The organism is Cupriavidus sp. WGlv3 (assembly GCF_023952475.1).
Classification (GTDB): Bacteria; Pseudomonadota; Gammaproteobacteria; order Burkholderiales; family Burkholderiaceae; genus Cupriavidus; species Cupriavidus phytorum.
Genome location: NZ_JALHRX010000015.1, coordinates 134,710 through 155,425 on the forward strand (window position 1 = coordinate 134,710; position 20,716 = coordinate 155,425).

At 70.1% G+C, this 20,716-nt stretch carries 15 protein-coding genes; 4 read left to right on the plus strand and 11 right to left on the minus strand.

All coding sequences use genetic code 11. The features are described 5' to 3' along the window. Positions 1-4: 4 nt before the first annotated feature. The 3 genes from MKD38_RS22625 (at position 5) to MKD38_RS22635 (ending at position 4,131) form a co-directional block, all read left to right on the plus strand. Entirely contained in the window at positions 5-1,378 is a 1,374-nt protein-coding gene (locus tag MKD38_RS22625) for a BatD family protein (protein ID WP_252680236.1), read from the plus strand. A gap of 34 nt (positions 1,379-1,412) precedes the next feature. Next, positions 1,413-3,110: an aspartate-alanine antiporter gene (gene aspT, locus MKD38_RS22630; RefSeq protein ID WP_252680238.1), complete on the plus strand. Its 1,698-nt coding sequence runs from the start codon at positions 1,413-1,415 to the stop codon at positions 3,108-3,110. 142 nt (positions 3,111-3,252) lie between these two features. Further along, positions 3,253-4,131, plus strand: a complete 879-nt coding sequence (locus tag MKD38_RS22635) for a class II glutamine amidotransferase (protein WP_252680240.1) — start codon at positions 3,253-3,255, stop codon at positions 4,129-4,131. 30 nt (positions 4,132-4,161) lie between these two features. Here MKD38_RS22635 and MKD38_RS22640 read toward each other — a convergent pair whose 3' ends face one another. The 11 genes from MKD38_RS22640 to MKD38_RS22690 form a co-directional block, all read right to left on the minus strand. Then, the gene (locus tag MKD38_RS22640) at positions 4,162-6,582 is read right to left on the minus strand and encodes a spermine/spermidine synthase domain-containing protein (protein WP_252680242.1); all 2,421 of its coding nucleotides are present in this window, start codon (positions 6,580-6,582) and stop codon (positions 4,162-4,164) included. Positions 6,583-6,648: 66 nt separating this feature from the next. Then, positions 6,649-7,422 carry a protein-L-isoaspartate(D-aspartate) O-methyltransferase gene (locus MKD38_RS22645; RefSeq protein WP_252680244.1) on the minus strand — a complete coding sequence of 258 codons (774 nt, stop codon included), beginning with the start codon at positions 7,420-7,422 and terminating at the stop codon, positions 6,649-6,651. Positions 7,423-7,497: 75 nt separating this feature from the next. Next, on the minus strand, positions 7,498-10,326 hold the full coding sequence (locus MKD38_RS22650) for an Hsp70 family protein (RefSeq protein WP_371925732.1): 2,829 nt from the start codon (positions 10,324-10,326) through the stop codon (positions 7,498-7,500). Beyond that, positions 10,319-12,166, minus strand: a complete 1,848-nt coding sequence (locus tag MKD38_RS22655) for an Hsp70 family protein (protein WP_252680275.1) — start codon at positions 12,164-12,166, stop codon at positions 10,319-10,321. Before MKD38_RS22655 ends, MKD38_RS22650 begins: the two co-directional genes overlap by 8 nt. A 17-nt stretch (positions 12,167-12,183) precedes the next feature. Continuing rightward, positions 12,184-12,765: a DUF2760 domain-containing protein gene (locus MKD38_RS22660; protein ID WP_252680246.1), complete on the minus strand. Its 582-nt coding sequence runs from the start codon at positions 12,763-12,765 to the stop codon at positions 12,184-12,186. 38 nt (positions 12,766-12,803) lie between these two features. Further along, complete coding sequence (rpoD, locus tag MKD38_RS22665; RefSeq protein WP_252680248.1) at positions 12,804-14,771, minus strand: RNA polymerase sigma factor RpoD; 1,968 nt, start codon at positions 14,769-14,771, stop codon at positions 12,804-12,806. A gap of 329 nt (positions 14,772-15,100) precedes the next feature. Next, on the minus strand, positions 15,101-15,559 hold the full coding sequence (locus MKD38_RS22670) for an Lrp/AsnC family transcriptional regulator (protein WP_018004094.1): 459 nt from the start codon (positions 15,557-15,559) through the stop codon (positions 15,101-15,103). Positions 15,560-15,615: 56 nt separating this feature from the next. Next, positions 15,616-16,176: a cysteine dioxygenase family protein gene (locus tag MKD38_RS22675; protein WP_252680250.1), complete on the minus strand. Its 561-nt coding sequence runs from the start codon at positions 16,174-16,176 to the stop codon at positions 15,616-15,618. 201 nt (positions 16,177-16,377) lie between these two features. Then, positions 16,378-17,175 carry a cell envelope integrity protein TolA gene (tolA, locus tag MKD38_RS22680; RefSeq protein WP_252680252.1) on the minus strand — a complete coding sequence of 266 codons (798 nt, stop codon included), beginning with the start codon at positions 17,173-17,175 and terminating at the stop codon, positions 16,378-16,380. Positions 17,176-17,303: 128 nt separating this feature from the next. After that, complete coding sequence (locus MKD38_RS22685) at positions 17,304-17,672, minus strand: VOC family protein (RefSeq protein ID WP_252680254.1); 369 nt, start codon at positions 17,670-17,672, stop codon at positions 17,304-17,306. Between the two features lie 87 nt (positions 17,673-17,759). Then, positions 17,760-18,455, minus strand: coding sequence for a TetR/AcrR family transcriptional regulator (locus MKD38_RS22690; RefSeq protein ID WP_252680256.1), 696 nt, complete (start codon positions 18,453-18,455; stop codon positions 17,760-17,762). 342 nt (positions 18,456-18,797) lie between these two features. Here MKD38_RS22690 and MKD38_RS22695 point away from each other — a divergent pair, with 342 nt between their 5' ends. After that, the gene (locus MKD38_RS22695) at positions 18,798-20,522 is read left to right on the plus strand and encodes an AMP-binding protein (RefSeq protein ID WP_252680258.1); all 1,725 of its coding nucleotides are present in this window, start codon (positions 18,798-18,800) and stop codon (positions 20,520-20,522) included. The last annotated feature ends 194 nt before the right edge of the window (positions 20,523-20,716 follow it).

Below are 20,716 nucleotides of genomic sequence, written 5' to 3' on the forward strand. Positions count from 1 at the left end.
CGCCATGCCAGCTCGCGCGTGGCTGCGGCGCGCCGTGCCGCTGGTGCTGCTGGCGGCTTGCCTCTGGCCCTGGCCGGCGCGGGCGGCCGCCGGGCCCATCGTCCGTGTCGACGTTGGCGCGCACCAGCCGGTGCTGGTGGGCCAGCAGGTCGGCATCGACGTCACCATCCTCGCGCCCAACTATTTCCTGTCGGCGCCGGAGTTCCCGCCGCTTGCGGTGCCGGGCGCGGTGGTCACCTTGCCCGATGCGCGCGCCGTGAATTCCACCGAGACCATCGATGGCGTCGCCTATGCGGGCATTCGCAAGACCTACGCCTTCACCGCCGAGCAGGACGGCGAGTTCCGGCTGCCGGCCGCGACCATCCGCGTGACCTACGCCGGCGACGACGGCGCGCCGCGCGAGGGCAGCGTCACCTTGCCGGTCATCACGATCCGGGCCGGCACGGGCGGCAGCAGCACCGCTGCGGCGGCTGCCACAGCCGGCCGGCGCTTGTTGCCGGTGGCGCGGCTCAGCGTGACGCAGACGCTGGACCATGACCCCGACCACGGCGTGGTGCGGCTGCATGCGGGCGATGCGCTGGTGCGCACCGTCACCACCTTTGCGCCGCAGACCCAGGCGATGATGATCGTGCCGCCGCATGCCGGGTCGCCGCGCGGCGTGCGCATGTTCCGCGGGGATGCGCGGCTGTCCGACCAGGCACAAGCGGCGCCGGGCGCGGGCGGCACGCGCATCGATACGCTGACCTATGTGTTCGAGCGGCCCGGCACCTATACGCTGCCCGCGGTCACGGCGGACTGGACCGATCCCGCCACGCGGCAGCCGGCCAGCTCCGAAGCGCCGGCGGTGAAGGTCGAGGTAGCCGCGGCGCGCAACGCCGGGTCGCTGGCGCCGGGCGGGCCGTCGGCCGGCGCGCTGCCGGGCGAGGGCGGCCTGCCGTGGCGCACGCTGCTGTCGGGCGCGGGCGCGCTGCTCGGCGCCGCCGTGCTGGCGCTGCTGTGGCGGCGGCTGCGGCCGCGCCTGGCGCGCCTGCAACAACGCCGCGCCGAGCGCCGCCGCGCCCGCGCCGAGGGCGTTGATGCACGGCTGGCGGCCACGCTGCGGGCCTGCCGCGCGGGCGATGCGGCCGCCGCCAGCCAGGCGCTGGGCGGCTGGACCCGCGCCGCCCACGGCACCACGCCCGCGGCCTGGGCCGAAGTCGCCGACGATGCCGGGCTGGTCGCAGCCGTGACCGGCCTGCAACGCCATCTCTACGGGGCGGCGCCAGTTCCGTCCGCCTGGGACGGCAACCCGCTCGCCCAGGCGCTGGGCCGGCACGCCAGGCCTGCGCCGGTGCGCCGGCGCCGTGCCGAGCCGGCGCTGCCACCGCTCAATCCCTGACCCGCCGCTCCCCATCAACCCAACCCGCGCCCCCATGACCTGTACCGTTGATGCCTTTGCCGCCAACCCGTTACTGGTGCTGTTCATCACCGTCGGACTCGGCTATTTCTTGGGCAAGGCGCGGGTCGGACCGATCCAGCTGGGAGGCGTGTGCGGCACGCTGATCGTCGCACTGTTCATGGGGCAGACCGGCTGCCAGATGCATGGCGAACTGAAGGACATGGCCTTCGCCCTGTTCATCTTTGCCATGGGCTATTCGGGCGGGCCGCAGTTCTTTGCCAACCTGAACCGCTCGAGCCTGCGCTATATGGTGCTGCCGGTGGTGGAGGCGGTGGTGGTGCTGGCGATCGCGCTGGGCGCGGCAGCGTACCTGGGCTTCGATCCGGGCACCGCCGCGGGGCTGGCCGCCGGCGCCGCGACCGAGTCGGCGGTGGTGGGCACCGCCGCCGAAGCGCTCAAGCACCTGGGCCTGGATGCCGCTACCGTGGGCCGCTACGAGGCCAATATCGCCACCGCGTATACGCTGACCTACCTGGTCGGGCTGATCAGCATCGTGTTCTTCACCAGCCAGATCGCGCCGGCACTGCTCGGCATCGACCTGCGCCAGGCCGCGCGCGAGGTCGCGGCGCGCATGGAGGCCGCGTCCGACGACGACGTCGCCACCCAGCCGGCGCTGCCGCGGCTGATCGGGCGCGCCTACTCGGTGCACCAGGCCGCCGGCATGACGGTCAGCCAGCTGCAGCACCAGGTCGGCGGCCGGGCCTCGGTGGTCAAGGTGCTGCGCGGCGGGGCCAGCATCGAGCTGGGCGATGACGACGCCGTGCAGGCCGGCGATATCCTCGCCATGGTCGGCATCCGCAGCAACCTGCTGAAGGCCGCCGCGCTGACCGGCCCGGAAGTGCTGCTGCCCGAGGCGCACACCGATGCCATCCAGCTGGTGGAAAAGCAGGTGGTGGTGAACAAGCGCCGCGTCAACGGCAAGACCCTCGGCGAGCTCGCGCGCCTGGCCGGTCCGCGGCGGCTGCGCGAGGTCTGGGTGCTGGAAGTGCGGCGCTCGGGGCTGTCGCTGCCGATCACGCGCTCGACGCCGCTGCAGCTGGGCGACGTGATCACCATCGTCGGCCTGGAGCCGTCGCTGTCCGAGGCCATCGCGGGCATCGGCGTGGAGGCCAAGGCCTCCGAGGTGACCGACCTGGTGTTCCTGTGCGTGGGCATCGTGGCCGGCCTGCTGGTGGGCACGCTGAGCGTGAGCCCGGGCGGCATGCACCTCTCGCTGGGCAGCGGCGGCGGGGCGCTGCTGAGCGGGCTGGTGTTCGGCTGGCTCCAGTCGCGCAAGCCGTCGCTCGGCACCTTTCCGGCGTCCGCGGTGCAGATCCTGAAGGACCTCGGGCTGGCGGTGTTCGTCGCCTGCGTCGGGCTGTCGGCCGGGCCGGATGCGATCGCGCTGATCCGCGAGCACGGCGCGGTGCTGCCGCTGATCGGGCTGGCGGTGTCGCTCGGACCGGCGTGCCTGTCATTGTGGATCGGGCACAAGCTGCTCAGGATCGAGGGCCCGCTACTGGTCGGCGCGATCGCCGGGCAACATGTCAGCACCCCGGCGATCAGCGCAATCCTTGCCGCCAGCCAGAGTTCGGTACCGCTGCTCGGCTACACCATCACCTATGCCATCGCCAACGTGCTGCTGCCGGTGCTGGGACCAATCATCATCTCGCTGGCTTACCGCTTCACCTGAGGGCGCTGCTGGCCCCGGGCGCCGGCAGGTGCCCGACGCGCCATTTGGGCCATTTCTTTGCCGTTCGCGCCGCGCCGTCCTACAACTGGAGTGTGGGGCGGAGGGCACCGCGCCGCACCCGCAAAGGACAAGGAGGAGCAATATGTGCCGCTGGCTGGCTTATTCGGGCAAATCCGTTGCATTGGAGACGGTGCTGTTCCAGCCGGAACACTCGCTGATCGACCAGAGCCTGAACTCCCGGCTGGGTCATACCACCACCAACGGCGACGGCTTCGGCGTCGGCTGGTACGGGCGCCATGCCGAGGTGCCGTTCCGCTACCGCTGCCTGCACCCGGCGTGGAGCGACACCAACCTGCGCGAGACCGCCAGGGCGGTGCGCGCGCCGATGTTCGTCGCGCACGTGCGCGCCGCCACCGGCACGCCGACGCAGGAAACCAACTGCCATCCGTTCCGCTTCGGCCGCTGGCTGTTCGTCCACAACGGCCTGATCCGCGACTATCCGCTGGTGCGGCGCGACCTGATGATGGCGGTGGCGCCGCACCTGTTCCGCTGGATCGAGGGCTCGACCGATTCCGAGGTGATGTTCTTCCTGGCGCTGACCTTCGGGCTGGAGCGCGACCCGGTCGGCGCGCTGGAGCAGATGGCCGGGCTGATCGAGGACGTCGGCCAGCGCCACGACGTGCAGTTCCCGCTCAACATGACGGTGTGCGTGACCGACGGCCGGCAGATCGTGGCGGTGCGCTATTCGAGCGAGACCAACTCGCGCTCGCTGTTCCACAGCACCTCGTTCCGGCAGCTGCGCGAACTCTATCCGGACGACCCGCGCATCGCCGCCGCGGGCGACGACGCCTTCCTGGTGCTGTCGGAGCCGCTGATCGACGTGCAGGGCGTGTGGGAGGAGATTCCCGAGGGCACCATCCTGGTGGCGCGCGGCGGCGAGATCGACCGCCACCGCTTCGTGCCGCGCCTGCCGAGCCAGCCGGCATTGCATCCGGCCCAGGGCGACGCGGCCGCGGGCTGAGGGGGCTGGCCCAGCGGCACCAGGCTAGCCTCAGGGGCACGCCAGCGCGGCAGCGGCATACAGCAGCAGCGCCACCAGCACCACCACGGTAAAGCCGGCGTGGATCGCCAGCAGCGTGGCGAGCACCGCCGCCACCACCGAGGCACAGGCGTTGATGCCCCAGGCCCACGGCACCAGCTTGTTGTCGCGCGCGGCGAGCCCGGACAGGCCGAGCGGGAACGGCATCCCCATCAGGAAGGCCAGCGGCGCGATCAGCGCCACCGCAATGGCGACGCGGGCGGGATCCGGCCACGCAATCAGCAGCGGGAACACCACGGGCAGCGCCGCCAGGTAGAGCAACGCCACGGCGCATACGCCGCCGATTGCCAGCGCCACCTGGCGCCGGCCGCGCCGCGGGCCGGCGCGCACGGGCAGGCGTGGGGCAAAGCGGCTGCCCAGCCCGGCAAAGCACAGGAACGCGCACAGCACCACCGCCACGGCATAGAGCGGATGGCTCAGGAACAGGATGAATTTCTGGATAAAGGCGATCTCGACGAACATGAAGCCAAGGCCGACCGCGACGAAGTAGAAGCCGGTGCGCGCGGCCGGTACCAGTGGCGCCGGCGCGCGCCGCCGCAGCACCCGCAGCGGTACGCCGATCAGCAGCAGCGCCGCGGCCGTGGCCTGCAGCAACGTCGCCACCAGCACCGGATAGCCCCAGTCCAGCAAGGGCAGCCCGCCCTGCGCCTTCAGCGAGATCAGCTCCGGCAGCGTGCGCCATTTGAAGAAGTGGAAGAAGTAGGGCCGGTCGTCGGTGGCGGGGCGCACGTCGAACTTGTAGCGCGACACGAACAGCTCGCGCTCGGGGCCGAGCAGCGCCTGCGCGGCGGCGAAGAAGTCCGGCTGGTCGAGCACGTTGTAGCGGTTGGCCGCGCCAGGCCGGATGCCGGGATGGTATTCGACGTCGAACGAGCGCGCGCGGCTGAAGTCGAGCAGCGCGCCGATTTCCGCGGGCTGGAAATCGCCTTGCTTGACCACCAGCGTGGCCGTGTTCCAGCCGCGCACCAGCACCAGCCGGCGCGACGGATCGGGCACGCCCGCGCGCGCCATCGCCGCCACGGCGGTGGCGAACAGTTTCGGGATATCTCGCGGCGGCAGCGAGACCCAGCGCGTGATCGCCAGCAGGCCGCCGGGCCGCAGGTGACGCAGATATTCCTCGAACGCTTCCACGGTATAGAGGTAGCTTTCGGAGAGCGCATACAGGCCCGCCGACGAGGTGCTGAAGGAATCCAGCAGCGCCACCTGGATCAGGTCGTAGCGCTGCCGGCTGGCCGCCAGGAAGCCCCGCGCCTCGCCGACATGCACCTGCACCCCGGCCGCGCTGTACGGCTGGCCCGAAAACGCGCCGAAGCGGTCCTGCACCAGCGCGATCACCTGCGGGTTCAGCTCGACGGCATCGACCGCGCTGGCGCCGTGGTAGAGCGCCTGCAGCACGTCGGCGCCGGCGCCGCTGCCCAGCACCAGCACGCGCGGCGCCTGCAGCAGGTGGTACGGTAGCGCCGAGGTCAGGTCGCCCAGGTAGGCCAGCGGCTCGCGCCGGCCGTCATGGCGGTTGAGCGCGCTCAGGCCGTCGCCGTCGGTAAACACGGCAAGCTGCGGCGGCGGTTCCGCGGTGGCGTTCAGGCTGAGCCCCGGCGCATGGCGCAGCGGGATCGACGGACTCTCAACCACCGTGACCTGGCCGAGGGGACTGGAGCGCTGCGCCACCACGCGCGCGTCGCCGACGCGCAGCGCCTGGCTCAGCTCCTTGTACTCCGACGGCCGCAATGCCATCCAGCTGCCGGGGATGGCCGCCGGCACGGCTGCCATCGCCAGCAGCAGCGCCGGCAGCCAGGGGCGATTGGAGCGGTAGGAGCGGCATTCGAAGCAGGCCAGCGCCGCGGCCGCCATGCCCGCCATGCTGACCAGGCGCAGGGCATCGACCGGAGCCAGCACGAACAGCGCGGCGATGATGCCCAGGCTGCCCAGCCCGGCGCCAAGGATATCGAAGCTGTAGAGCCGGGGCACCTGCAGCGGGAAGCGCGCAAAGCTCAAACACACGCTGGTGGCCGCGCACAGGAAGGGCACGAACAGCAGCAGGTAGATCGCCACCAGGCGCAGCGGCTGTGTGAGCTCCCACAGGATTTCCAGCGGGTTGAAGCCGACCCGCTGCGCAAGCTCGAAGCAGGCCAGGGCGCTGATGCCGAACAGCAGCGCGCCGCCGGCAAACACCGGCACGAAATGCCGCACCAGCACCGGCTGCGCCAGTGCCACCAGCGCCCCCGCGGCGCCGTAGCCGAGCAAGGCCACGCTGATCATCATGTAGGCGAAGTGATGCCACAGGATGATCGAAAGCAGCCGCATCAGCAGGATTTCGTAGCCGAGCGCGGCGGCGGAGAGCAGGGCCAGGGCAAACAGCGGCGGGCGTGGCACCGCGCTCGTCGCGCTCGTCGTGCTTATCGGGCTCATCGCATGAAGCGGCCCGCCGGGTGCCGCGCCTCAGTGCTTGCCGACCAGCGGCACGAAGCGCACCGGCAGGATCTGCCGGGTACTGACGCTGCCGTCCGCGGACTTTTCGACCAGCAACAGGTACTGCGTCAGGAACTGCGCGCCCACCGGGATCACCATGCGCCCGCCCGGCTTGAGCTGCCGGATCAGCGGCGGCGGCACGTGGCTGGCCGCGGCGGTGACGACGATGGCGTCATAGGGGGCATGCTCGTCCCAGCCGTAGTAGCCGTCGCCCACCTTGCACGCCACCTGCCGGTAGGCCAGCCGCTTCAGGCGCTCGCAGGCCTGGCGCCCGAGCGGCTCGATGATCTCGATGGTGTAGACCGCGCGCGCCAGCTGGCTCAGCACCGCGGCCTGGTAGCCGGAGCCGGTGCCGATCTCGAGCACGCTGTCGCCCGGCTGGACCCGCAGCAGGTCGGTCATCAGCGCCACGATATACGGCTGCGAAATGGTCTGGCCATGGCCGATCGGCAATGGCCGGTTCTCGTAGGCGTGCGGCTTCTGCGGGTCCGGCACGAACTCATGGCGGGGCACCTGGCCCATTACGGCCATCACGCCGGGGGCGATGCCGTGGCTGCGGTTCTGCACGCCGGCGCCGGCGTCGATCGCGGCAATCTCGCTGACCATCTCCGCGCGCTGCTTCAGCCGTGCATCGTCGGCCGCGCGGCACAGCCCGGCCGATGCCATGGCGGCAACGGCGAGCAAGGCAATAAAGGGATGACGGCTGGACGGCTGCACGATGGACCCCAGGGAGCCTACCGTCATCGTAGGTCATCGGCTGCGCCGGCGCCGGCAAGTGGCAAACGAGGCGCTTGCGGGCACTCGCCGGCCCTGGGCGGGCTAGCCCGCGATCAGCTTTAGGCCGGCCGGCAGCGCCTCGCCGAATACCCGTCCCTCGTCCGCGGCGTCGAGTTCCACTACCTCGCGCACCATCGCGATCCAGCCGGGCGGCGCGTTGGCGGCTTCCAGCCGGCGCACCACGTTCGCGCGCAGCTCGTCGGGCAGGTCGCGGGTGCGGTCGCCGGTCATGCGGGCGATCTGCACCGCGGCGAACGCGGCCGGCTCGACCTTTTTCCAGTCGAGCGCGAGGATGGCGTCCAGCCACTGGCCGGCGGTGTCGGCCGGCACCACGCTGTGCGCGCTGCCGTAGAACGGCATGCGCGCGCCGATGCGGCCCACCGCCCACCAGCCCTGGTTGTTCTCGGACGGCTTGCGCAGCCGGGTCAGCAGCCAGTCGGCCAGCTCGGTCTTGGCGTCGACGGGCAGGCGCTCGAGCGAGCCGGCCAGCCGCACCATGTCGGCATAGCCGCCCCGGGTGGGCCCGGCCGGTTTCTTGAAGTGCGCGCTGCCTGGTGGCTGCAGGTAGAAGGCCATGTCTTCCAGCAGGCGCAGCTGGGCGCTTTCGTCGAGCCCGCCGGCGGCGCGCCGCCACAGCGTCCACCATTCCGACCAGTTCTGGCTTTCGTTGACGTACTGGATGCCCTGGTCGTACTGCGACCACAGCTGCGCGACGCGCCATTCGTCGAGCGGATAGCCAAAGCCGGGGCGCACGCAATAGCCCGCCAGGTTCAGCCACAGGCGCTCATGGTCCGCCGTGCGGCGGCGGCGCCTGGCGCGCTCCCACAAGGCGCCGAACAGCTCGCGCAGCAGTGCGCTGTCCCACTGCTCGCGCGCGCCCAGGATCTGCTCCAGCTGCGCGCGCAGGCGCTTGACTTCCTTCGGCCCGACCTCCTGCGAACGCGCGCCGAAGGTGCGGTCGATCAGTTCCAAAGCCTGCGGCAGCGACGGGTGGGCCGTTGGCGCCGGGGGCGCCGCCGCGGCGTCGTTGCCGCGCAGCTGGAACTCGAGGCGCCAGCGCTGCGCGGCATCGCCGGTATTGATGCAATGGACTTCGAGCGTGCCGACCTCGGTCAGCGACGTGGTGATCTGCACCGGCGTTTCGCGTGGGCCGCCGGCGCCGCGCGTGGGCACCACGGTGGCGATCGGCGGCAGGCGCACGAAGTCGCCGCCGGACAGGTCGGTCAGCGCGCCGGGCTGGTAGGGCGTCTCGGCCACCGATGACACCAGGTGGAACTGCACCGGGTGCCCCAGCCGCAAGGCGAAGGTGTGGTCGCTGAGCGGGATCTCGTGGCCTTCCTCGGTGCCGCGCGGCAGCAGGCAGATGCCTTGCTGGCCGACAGCGCCATCGTCGAGCACCAGGAAATAGCTGCGCGCCGAGCCGCCGCCGATGCGCGGCGCCTGGCCGGCGCGCGCGCGCGCATACGCGACCGCGCCGCGGGCCACGGCAATGTCCGGATCGGCGTTATGCAGCACCTGCAGCGGCGCGCCGCGCCAGCCGCCCAGCGTGTCGGCGATGCGGTCCGCCAGCGCCTGCGCGCGGAACACGCCGCCGTTGAGCAGCAGGGTGTCGGGCACCGGCAGGGCATCGTCCGGCGCGTTTTCCATGCCGAGCGCGGCGCGGGCCTGCGCCGCGTGCTGGCCGAGGAAGGCGGCGACGTGGCGGGTCACGGCGGGATCGGCCGCATAGGGCAGGCCGAACTCGACGATGGCGCCGCGCGCGCGCCGCGGCCGTTCGCTGGCCGGCACGCTGGGGAAGAAGCCGTCGACCACCAGCTGTTCGACTTCCTGTCGCGTCACCGGCACCGAGCGCGCGCCGCCGACCAGCCGGGAGCCAGCGCCGAGCAGGGTCACGTTGACGGCCTCGGGCGCATCCGCGCCCAGCAGTTGTTCCTTGGCGGCGCGGCAGCGTGCCACCAGCTGCGACAGGCTCGCGGCCGACAGGCGCGGCTGCGCCGGTGCGCCGTCGCCCAGGCGCGCTTCGACCTGGTGCGCCAGCCCCAGGTCCATGTTGTCGCCGCCGAGCATCAGGTGGTTGCCCACCCCGATGCGTGTCAGCTGCGGCTGCCCGTCCTGCATCGCCACGCGTATCAGCGTGAGGTCGGTGGTGCCGCCGCCGACGTCGCAGATCAGCACCAGGCGGGTTTGCGCGAGGTCCTGTTCCAGCGTGTGGCGATGGTGGAACAGCCAGTCGTAGAGCGCGGCCTGCGGCTCTTCCAGCAGGCGCAGCGTGGGCAGGCCGGCGAGGCGCGCGGCTTCGAGCGTCAGCGCGCGCGCGCCCTCGTCGAACGACGCCGGCACGGTCAGCACCACGTCCTGCTGTTCGAGCGGCGCGTCGGGAAAGCGGTGGTTCCAGGCCGCGCAGACGTAGCCGAGATAGCTCGCGCTGGCGACTACCGGCGAAATCTTGTCGAGGTCCTCCTCGCCGCCCCAGGGCAGGATCGGCGCGGTGCGGTCGACCGAGGCATGCGACAGCCAGCTCTTGGCGCTGGCCACCAGCCGGCCCGGCACCTGCGCGCCCAGCGTCGCCGCGAGGCGGCCGAACACGGTGCGGCGTGCGGCCGCGGCGGCGGCCGATTGCCAGGGCAGCTGCAGGTCATCGCCATTGAGCTCGCCCGGCGCCGCGTGGTAGCGCAGCGAGGGCAGCAGGGGGCGGGGCGCGACCTCGCCCGGCGCGACCAACTGGTCGATGTCGAACACGCGGATATCGTCGGAGCCGGCCCGGGCGTAGGCCACCACCGTGTTGCTGGTGCCAAGGTCGATGCCGACGATGTATTGCTTCATCGACTGCTTCGTCGACTGCTTGATCGCCGCTGCCGCGGCTTCAGGCATCGGCGTTGCCGCGCACGTCGAATTGCACCTTCCAGCGTTCGCCGCTGGCGCGCGGCACGGCCTCGAGTTCGAGCGTGCCGGCCTCGGTCACGCGCGCATGCAGCCTGACCGGCACCACTTCGCCGGCGGTGCGGCCTTCGGCGGGCAGGGTCGCCTGGATTTCTTCCAGCTCCTGCAGTTCCTCCGGCCCCCAGAAGTCGAGCAGGGTGCCGACCTGGTCCTGGCGCCGCACCGACGAGCCGAAGAAGCGGAAGTGCACCGGTTCACCGACCACCAGGCCGAATTCCTGCGGCGGCAGCTCGGCCTCGGTGCCTTCTTCCATGCCGAACGGGGCCACGCACAGCGCCTGGATCGGCGGCTCGAAGCCCGGCACCGCGGGCATCGACGATTCCACCGCAATGTAGTAGGCGCGCGCGGTGCCGCCGCGGATGCGCACGCCCTTGCCGCGCCGCACGTAGCCGTAATAGGCCGCGCCGCGCGCCACCGCCAGGTCCAGCTCGGCGCCGTCGAGCAGGCGCGCCGGCGCCGCGCCTTCGGCAGCGAGCCAGCCGTTGAGCGTCTGCAGGATGCGTTCGACCAGCAGGCCCGACTTGAACACGCCGCCGTTGAACAGCACGGCGGTGGGGCGCAGGAAGCTGGCCCCTTCGGGCTGCATGGCCTGCAGGCCTTCGATCTCGGCCAGCGCGCCCGCTTGCCGGCCCAGGAACGCTGCCAGGTGGCGCGTGATGGCCGCGTCCTGCGCGTACGGCAGGCCCAGCTGCGTCAGGCCGGCGCGGGCCCGGGTGACCGGGCGCGCCGCGGCGTCGACTTGCGGGAAGAACCCTTCGAGAATGGTCTGGGTCAGTTCGGCGCGGGTCAGCTCGGTGCGGATCGAGCCGCCGATCAGCTTCGCGCCGCGGCTGGGCACGACCAGCGGCACGCTGTCGGTGGCCGGGTCGGTCAGCAGCGTTTCCTTGGCGGCGCGGCAGGCGTAGGTCAGCGCGCGCAGCTGCCACGGATCGGCCTGCGTGCCCTGCGCCGCCAGCTTGCGCGCCACCACGTGCGCCAGCGCCAGGTCCATGTTGTCGCCGCCCAGCAGGATGTGGTCGCCGACCGCGATGCGATGCAGCTCCAGGTTGCCGTCGCGCTCGATCACGGCGATCAGCGACAGGTCGGTGGTGCCGCCGCCGACATCCACCACCAGGATGATGTCGCCGACCCTGACCTGCTTGCGCCACTGGCCGGCGCTCTTCTGGATCCAGCTGTAGAGCGCGGCCTGCGGCTCCTCGAGCAGGGTCATGCGGGCATAGCCGGCCGCCGCGGCGGCTTCGGCGGTCAGCTCGCGCGCGGCAGGATCGAACGAGGCCGGGATCGTCACGGTGACGTCCTGCTCGCCGAACGGTGCGTCGGGATGGGCCTGGTCCCAGGCTTCGCGCAGGTGCGTCAGGTAGCGCACCGAAGCCTCCAGCGGCGACACGCGGGGCACTTCGGGCGGCGCATCGGCGGGCAGGATTGCCGCGCGGCGGTCGACGCCGGGATGGCACAGCCAGCTCTTGGCGCTGGACACCAGCCGGATCGGCGTGCCCGCGCCGCGGCTGCGCGCCATCTCGCCGACCGCGAAGTCGCGCGCGGCGCTCCACGGCAGGTTCAGGTCGCCGGGGGCCAGTTCGCTGGCGTGCGGCAGGTACAGGAACGAGGGCAGCAGGTCAAGGTCTTCGACCGCGCCGGGCGCGGTCAGCTGCGCGATCGGCAGCACGCGCTGGCTGGTCTTTTCGCCATCGCTGGCGGCCAGGTCGACGTAGGAGACCGCGCTGTGGGTGGTGCCCAGGTCGATGCCGATGGCATAGCGGGCCTGGCCGATGGCATAGCGGGCCTCGCTCATAGCTCGACCTCGGCGGGGGCGATCACGCTGGCGTCGTGGCGCTCGGCCAGGCGCGGCAGGCGCACTTCCTCGACCTTCCAGCCGCGATGGCTGATGGCGCCATGGAACGGCGCGCTGCCGACCACGTTGCCGGTCAGGCGGACTGCGCTGGCGTCGAAGCCGTCGGCCAGCGTCACGCGGCTGCCCTCGGCTTCCTCGCGCACCGGGCGGATGGTGAAATGCTCGCGCAGCACCGCGCGGCAGCCATCGTGCACCAGGCGCGCGGCGGCGCCGATCTCGGCGTCGGCATAGCGCGCGATGTCTTCCTCGACGAAGTCGACGAAGCGGGCGTCGCGCTGCAGCAGTCCGAGCAATTGCAGCGCGGCCACCGGGCTGGCTTCCTTCAGCGCGGGCGCGGGCTCGGCAACCGGCGCGGAAACCGGTGCAGCAGCCGGCGCAGGGGCAGGTGCCTCAGCCGCTTGCACGCCCGCGCGCAGGCGCTTGATGCCGGCGGCCAGCTCGCGGTTGCCAAGGATCGCGAAGAACGTGCCCATGGCAAGCGAGAGCCTGCCAAAGAAAGAGAGGTTCGGGTCAGGCATGGATAACACTCCTCTGTGCGCGGATGGCGGAGGCCCGCTCAGGCGTCGCGCAGATAGGTGATCAACTGGTCCGCGCGGCTGGGATGCCGCAGCTTCTTCATCGCCTTGCTTTCGATCTGGCGGATGCGCTCGCGCGTGACGTCGAACTGCTTGCCGACTTCTTCCAGCGTGTAGTCGGTCGACATGTCGATGCCGAAGCGCATGCGCAGCACCTTGGCTTCGCGCGGCGACAGCTCGTCGAGCATCTCGCGCACCACCGCGCGCAGGCCGGCCTGCAGCGCGGCGTCGGCGGGCGTGGCGGTGTCCGAGTCGGCGATCATGTCGCCCAGGCTGGTGTCGCCGTCCTCGCCCACCGGGGTCTCCATCGACACCGGCTCCTTGGCGATCTTCATGATCGAGCGCACCTTGTCCTCGGTCATGTCGAGGCGCTCGGCCAGCACCGCCGGATCGGGCTCCTTGCCGGTCTGCTGCATGATCTCGCGCGACAGGCGGTTGAGCTTGTTGATCTGCTCGATCATGTGCACCGGCACGCGGATGGTGCGGGCCTGGTCGGCGATGGCGCGCGTGACCGCCTGGCGCACCCACCAGGTGGCGTAGGTGGAGAATTTCCAGCCGCGGCGGTATTCGAACTTGTCGACCGCCTTCATCAGGCCGATGTTGCCTTCCTGGATCAGGTCGAGGAACTGCATGCCGCGGTTGGTGTATTTCTTGGCGATCGAGATCACCAGACGCAGGTTGGCCTGCGTCATCTCGTGCTTGGCCTGGCGCATCTGGCGCTCGGCCGCCAGCATCTTGCGGTTGACCGCCTTCAGTTCGGCCAGCGACAGCGCCGCGCGGGCCTGGATGTCGATCAGCTTCTGCTGGTGCGCTTCCAGGTCCGGCAGCGCGCGCGCGACCGCGGCGCTGTAGGGGCGCCCTTCGGCGGCCAGGCCCTGGCCCCAGGCCAGGTTGGTCTCGTTGCCGGGGAAGCGCGCGATGACGTCCTCGCGCTCCATGCCGCAGCGCTCGACCAGCAGCTGCACCACCTGGCGCTCGATCGCGCGCACCTCGTCGACCATGGACTGGACGTTGGCGCACAGGCGCTCGATAGTGCGGGCGGTAAAGCGGATCGTGCGCAGCTCCTCGCGCACCGCGTCGCGCGCGGCGGCAAAGGCCGGTGCGGCGGCGCGGCCGGCTTCGCTTTCGGCGCGCATGCGCTCGAACTGCTCGGCGACGCGCGCAAAGCGCTTCATGCACTCGTCGCGCAGCCGGGCCAGGTCGGCTTCGGCGCTTTGCTGGCCGCTGCTGCCTTCATCGGCGCTGTCGTCGTCGTCTTCGTCGGACTCGTCGGGGCTGTCGAGGCTGCTGTCGTCGGCGTCATCCGCGGCGGCGGCGGCCGGCTCGGCGATGGTCTCGTCGCTGAGGCCGTCGACCACGTCGTCGATGCCGATCTCGTTGGCGGCGACCTTGGCCGACAGCTCCAGGATCGCGGCGACGGTGAACGGGCACGCCGAGATCGCGTGGACCATGTTGTTCAGGCCGTCCTCGATGCGCTTGGCGATCTCGACTTCCTGCTTGCGCGTCAGCAGCGTGGCCGAGCTCATTTCGCGCATGTACATGCGCACCGGGTCGGTGGTGCGGCCGAACTCGGAATCGACCGTGGCCAGCGCGACCTCGGCTTCCTCTTCGGCCTGCTCGTCGGAGGCCACCACCGGGCCGTCGCTGAGCAGCAGGGTCTCGGCATCCGGGGTCTGCTCGTAGATCTTCACGCCCATCTCGGCGAAGGTGCCGACGATGCTTTCCATCGCGGCGGTATCCGTGAAGTTCTCGGGCAGGTGGTCGCTGATGTCCGCGTGCGTCAGGTAGCCGCGCTGCCTGCCGAGCTGGATCAGCGCGCGCAGCTGCTGGCTGCGCGCGGCGGCGTCGGCCGACGGATCAGTGTTTGCCGCGGCCGGGCTGGCCTGGCCGTTGTCCTTGACTGCTGCTGCTCGTGCTTTGGCTGCGGTTCGTTGTGCGCCACTTGTCATTGACTGCTGTTTCCTTCGTGCATCGCGTTTCGACGGCAGTGCGCACGAGGGCGCGCGTGATTCCAACCTGCTGTCAAGGCTCGCGTGGGGTTCGGCGGGGGCGGGGCGGATAACCGTACGCCGCGGCCGTTTGAATAGGGGCCGCATATTCTACAGCCATTGCTGCGTCGCAGCAGGTATCGGGCCCGGAATGCGTGGCGGCTAGTCTGCCGGAATGCGGGGTATTTGCAACAGCAAGCGCTGAAAAGCGCGGCAGAAGCCGCTGCTGTGGCGGAAATTGCCAGTGCCGGCCGGCCCGGCCGCCGCGCTACGGCCGGCCAAGTGCCGCCTCAGGCATAGTCCAGGGGCAGCGCGGTGGTGTACTTGATCTGCTCCATCGCGAAGCTGGAGCTGACGTCGGCCAGCTCGGCGCCCTGGATCAGCTTCTTGTAGACGCGGTCGTAGGCGGCGATATCGGGCACCACCACCCGCAGCAGGTAGTCGGTGTCGCCCGCCATGCGATAGAACTCGGTCACTTCCGGGATCGACGACACCAGTCCGTGGAACTGCTTGAGCCATTTCACGTTGTGCTGGCTGGTGCGGACGGAGACGAACACGGTGACGCCGGCATTGAGCTTGCCGGCGTCGAGCAGCGCCACGCGCTTGCGGATCAGGCCGGCTTCCTCCAGCTTCTGGATGCGGCGCCAGCACGGCGTCGAGCTCAGGCCGACCCGCTCGCCGATTTCCGCCACCGGCAGGGTGGCGTCTTCCTGCAGCAGGGCGAGGATCTGTTTGTCGTAGCGGTCCATGGCGCGTGGCGGTCAGAGGAGGAAAGGGCGCCCGCACCAGGCGCGCAGCGGGGCGGCTAGGGGTCGGCGCGCACCAGCAGGTTCACGCCGGTCGCGATATGGTCGCGGCTGACCCCGTAGAGATGCAGGGAAACCGCGATTTCGTCGCTGGCGTTGCCGAGCGCGTGGATATGCTGCAGGCCGCCCGGCACGCTGAAGGTATCGCCCGCGCTGCGCGTGACGGTGTTGGCATGGCGCGCGTGCCGGCTGGCGGGATCCCACCGGTAGTGCTGCTCGGTCAGGGTGCCGCGCAGCACGCGATAGGCGCACCAGGTGCGGTGGCCATGCACCGGGCTGGCCTGGCCAGGGCGCCAGACCAGCACCATGGCCGAGAAGCGTTCCAGCGGATCGCCGTAGACCAGGTGCCGGGTATAGGTGTCGGCCGAGCCCAGCAAGGCCCCCGGCGGCAACGCCGTCAGCAGCGTTTCGGTGTCGGGCAGGTGCTGCGCGATGTGGCTGGCAACCAGGCGCGCGCTGTTGCTGAAGATGTCGGCGAGGTCGAGCGCCAGCCGGTCGAGCGGGGCGCCGGCCGGCCGGGCGGCAAGAGGGGAGGCGGTAATGGGGGAGGCGGTCGTCATGGCGGGCTTCGTCGGCTTGTTCTTGTCTATTCATGATATGGACCGGCGGTAGCACAGGCATGCAATTTGTCCTTCCAGGCAGGGTTGAATTGTAATCCCATTCCTATAATGGCCAGGTTATTGGAATTTTGTTCTATCCGGTCGCCGTTGATGCGATAACGCCCGCTACGGGACGCGGTTGCGGCCTGGGGCGGCGAGGGCCTAGCCGCCCTCGTCCCTGGGCCAGAAGGTGATCAGGATGTTGGACGGCGCCACGCCGTTGCTGTCGCGCGGCAGCGGGTCGGAGCGCTGCACCGCGCGCAGCACCGCGTTGTCCCAGCCGGCATTGCCGCTGGACTTGGCAAGCCGCGTCGATAGCAGCGAGCCGTCGGGCGCCATGTGCACGGCCACCACCGCCGCCGGATTGCCGGCGACATCCTCGTTGAAGATGATGTTGGGCTTGACCCGCTGGCGCACGCGCTCGGCATAGCCCGAGGACGGCCTGGCCGACGATCCCGAGCCGGCCCCGGTGTTGGCCGCGGCGCCGGCACCGCCCGCCTGCGCGCGCAGGCGCGCCAGTTCGGCCTGGCGCTCGGCATTGCTGGCCTGGCGCTCGGCATTGCTGGCCTGGCGCTGCGCTTCCGCGGCCTTGCGTTGCGCCTCCTTGCGCGCCGCGTCGGCGCGGGCCTGGCTTTCGCGCTGCCGCTGCTGTTCGGCCTCACGTTGAGCCTCGCGCTCGGCCTGCCTGGCCTTGCGCTGCTTTTCCTGCAGCGAGATATCGGCGTCTTCCTCCTCGACGGGCTGCGGCGTCGGCGCGGGCTTGACCACAGGTTCCGGCGCGGTGGCCTCGGGGACGGGCTCCCACAGCTCCGCCGCGACCCCGGTGGGCACGGCATTGCGCCAGCGCACGCCGTAGTACAGCAGGGCCCCCAGCAACAGGTGCATGAGCAGGGCCAGCAGGAAGCAGGTCAGCGTGCGCCGCTCGCGCACGGGCTGGTAGGGATAGGCGGCGGTCTGCATGGTCCTTGGAGGCGGCGGAAACCAGGCCATTTCATTCTATGAGGCGCAACCGCATCAACCAAGTGCAAGGACGGTAGGGGCGGCGCCTGCCGGTGTCTCGCCAAAGGCACGGCAGGGCCGCGCCGGCTTCAGCCCCTGGTGAAGATCTCGAGGAAGTGCTTGCTGGGATCCTCGAAATAGATGCGCCGGCCACCGTCATCGGTATTGACCTCGCCGGGGCGGTGCCGGTACGGGTCGGCCCAGTACGTGAGCTGGTGCGCGCGGACCCGCGCAAAACCGTGGTCGAACTCGGCATCGCTGACCAGGAAGGCATAGTGCTGCATGGCGATCTCGCCCTGCGCGTCCATGAAATCGAGGGTCACGCCGTTGTCGAGCGCCACGCCGAGGAAGGGCCCGAACGGCTCGGCCGGCGGGCGGCCCAGGACCTCGCACAGGAAGTCGGCCGAGACCTGCTTGTCGTGAGAGAAGACGATGGTGTGGTTGAGCTGGATGGCCATGTCGCAATCTCCGTGCTTGGATCAACGCCGGGGAACAACGCTGCCTCCAGCGTACAAGGATTTTGCGCGCGGTGCCCGGCGCTCCGGTCAGGCGCCGTCCAGCTTCCTCAGCGCCGCGCCGACTTCGCCGTGGAAGGCGCGCAGCGCCTCCAGTTCGAGATTCGCCGGCTGCAGCGCGGGCCACAGGAGTGCCACCATGCCCGCCGCGGTCTTGTCGATATCGACCTCGCGCTCGCGCGCGATGGCATCCCACAGGATATGCTCCATCGGCCCCAGGATGGCGGAGCGCAGCAGGCTCAGCGGCAGGTCGGCGCGAATCTCGCCCTGTTCGCGGCCGCGCGCCAGCAGTTCCATCAGCGGTGCCGTATAGCGCCGCTGCAGCGGCACGAATTCCTGCCCCAGGTCCGGACCTTTGGCCCGTCCTTCCGACAGCACCAGCGCGCACAGCCCGGTGCCCTGGATCAGGAACAGGCGCAGGTGCGTCTTCACGTAGAACGCCAGCTGGGCCCTGGTGCTCTGATCGCGCGGCATGCCGCGCTCGACCGCGTCGATGATTTCGTCGTACCAGTCCTCGATGACCCGCACGCACAGCTTGCGCTTGCTTTGGAAGTATGTGAACACCGTGGCCTCGGACACGCCCAGGCGCTGGGCAATCTCGGTGGTGGTGGTCTTGTCGTAGCCCAGTTCGGCGAACACCTCCCGGCTGACGCGCAGGATGTCGCGGACGCGTTGTTCCGCCCTGGCACCGGACGGGACCCGGCGGGTGGCGGCGTTGTCTTCCATGATGTCGGATCCCCGGCAGGCGAAAGCGCGAATGATAGGCCGTACCCGGTGCAGGGCGCGGAACTGCGGCTGCGCGGACCAGTCGGTCGCGGCGCAATGCCGTCACATCGTACTCCATTTCGACCCGAAGTTGAGTTAGCCTCAAATTAATGTTGAATTTTCCGGCTGCGCCGTATACCTTTCCGTCATTCCGATGTGACGAGACCGGAAGCCGATCGGTTACCCGGCAGCACTGACAGCAGCTTCACGGGGTTAACCCTGAACGGGTGAATCACCCCGGCGATATTCGTGACCTTGAGTTGTGCTCAACTCAAGTCGAAACCGAGCGCTTTGGAGACAACGATGAAGATGCAGGGAGAGCCGCTTTCCACCATTCTGCCGATCGGCGGGCTGTCGCATGTCCGTGGCGACACCAGCATTGCGCTGTCCGAGCAGACCGTGCCGGCGCTGCTGGCGCAGACCGTGGCAGCGTTCCCGGAACGCGAGGCCGTGGTTTTTCGCGAGCAGGGGGTGCGCTGGAACTGGCGCGAGTTTGCCGAAGCCATCGATGCGCTGGCAGCCGGGCTGCACGCGCTTGGCCTGGCCCGGGGCGATCGCGTCGGCATCTGGGCGCCGAACCGCGTGGAATGGCTGGTGACCCAGTTCGCCACAGCCCGGCTCGGCCTGGTGCTGGTCAATATCAATCCGGCGTACCGGCTGGCGGAACTGGAATATGCGCTGAACAAGGTCGGCGTCAAGGCCATCGTCGCCGCCGAGTCCTTCAAGACCTCGCGCTACCTCGACATGCTGCAGGCGCTGGCGCCGGAACTGGCCACCAGCGCACCGGGCGCGCTGCAGGCCGCGCGGCTGCCGTCGCTGCGCTGGGTGATCCGCATGGGCGAGGGCGACACCCCCGGCATGATCCGCTATGCGGAGGTGCTGGCGCGCGGCGCCGGCGTGGCGCGCGCGGAGCTCGACCGCATCACGGTGCAGCTCGACCGCCATGACCCGATCAACGTGCAGTTCACCAGCGGCACCACCGGTGCACCCAAGGGTGCCACGCTCACGCATCGCAATATCGTCAACAACGCGCGCTTCATCGCCATGGCGATGCGCTTCTCCGAGCAGGACAAGCTCTGCATCCCGGTGCCGTTCTACCACTGCTTCGGCATGGTGCTGTCGGTGCTGGCGTGTGTGTCGACCGGCGCGGCGATGGTGTTCCCGGGCGAGGCCTTCGACCCCGAGGCCACCATGCGCGCAGTCAGCGAAGAACGCTGCACCGCGCTGCACGGCGTGCCGACCATGTTTATCGCGCAGCTGGACCATCCGCGTTTCGCCGACTACGACTTCTCCTCGCTGCGCACCGGCATCATGGCCGGATCGCCGTGCCCGATCGAGACCATGAAGCGCGTGGTGGCGCAGATGCATATGTCAGAAGTCACCATCGCCTACGGCATGACCGAGACCAGCCCGGTGTCGTTCCAGAGCAGCACCACCGATCCGCTCGACAAGCGCACCACCACGGTGGGGCGGATCCAGCCGCACCTGGAGGTCAAGATCGTCGACGCCAGCGGCGCCACCGTGCCGGTGGGCGAGAAAGGCGAGCTGTGCACGCGCGGCTATTCGGTCATGCTCGGCTACTGGGACGACGAGGCCCGCACCGCCGAAGCCATCCGCGACGGGTGGATGCACACCGGCGACCTCGCCACCATTGACGAGGAGGGCTACTGCAATATCGTCGGCCGGGTCAAGGACATGCTGATCCGTGGCGGCGAGAACATCTACCCGCGCGAGATCGAGGAATTCCTGTTCCGCCATCCCAAGGTGCAGGCGGTGCAGGTGTTCGGCGTGCCCGATCCAAAGTATGGCGAGGAGGTGTGCGCTTGGATCGTGCTGAAGCCGGGCGAGAGCGCCACCGAAGACGAGATCCGCGCGTTCTGCCGCGACCAGATCGCGCACTACAAGATTCCGCGCTATATCCGCTTTGTCGACGAGATGCCGCTGACCGTGACCGGCAAGGTGCAGAAGTTCGTGATGCGCGACCAGATGGTGCGTGAACTGAACCTCGATGAATCCAGGACGGCCTGAGCTCCGGGCCCGACAGATAAACCCTACACAACCGATAACCGACTGCCCGAGGCCCCTATGGCGGTAATTGAAACCAAGCTGAACGCCCGCTCCGAGTCGTTCAGGACCAATGCGCAGGCAATGCAGGATCTGGTTGCCGACCTGCAGGAAAAGATCGCAAAGCTAGCCGAAGGCGGCGGCGCGGCCGCGCGCGA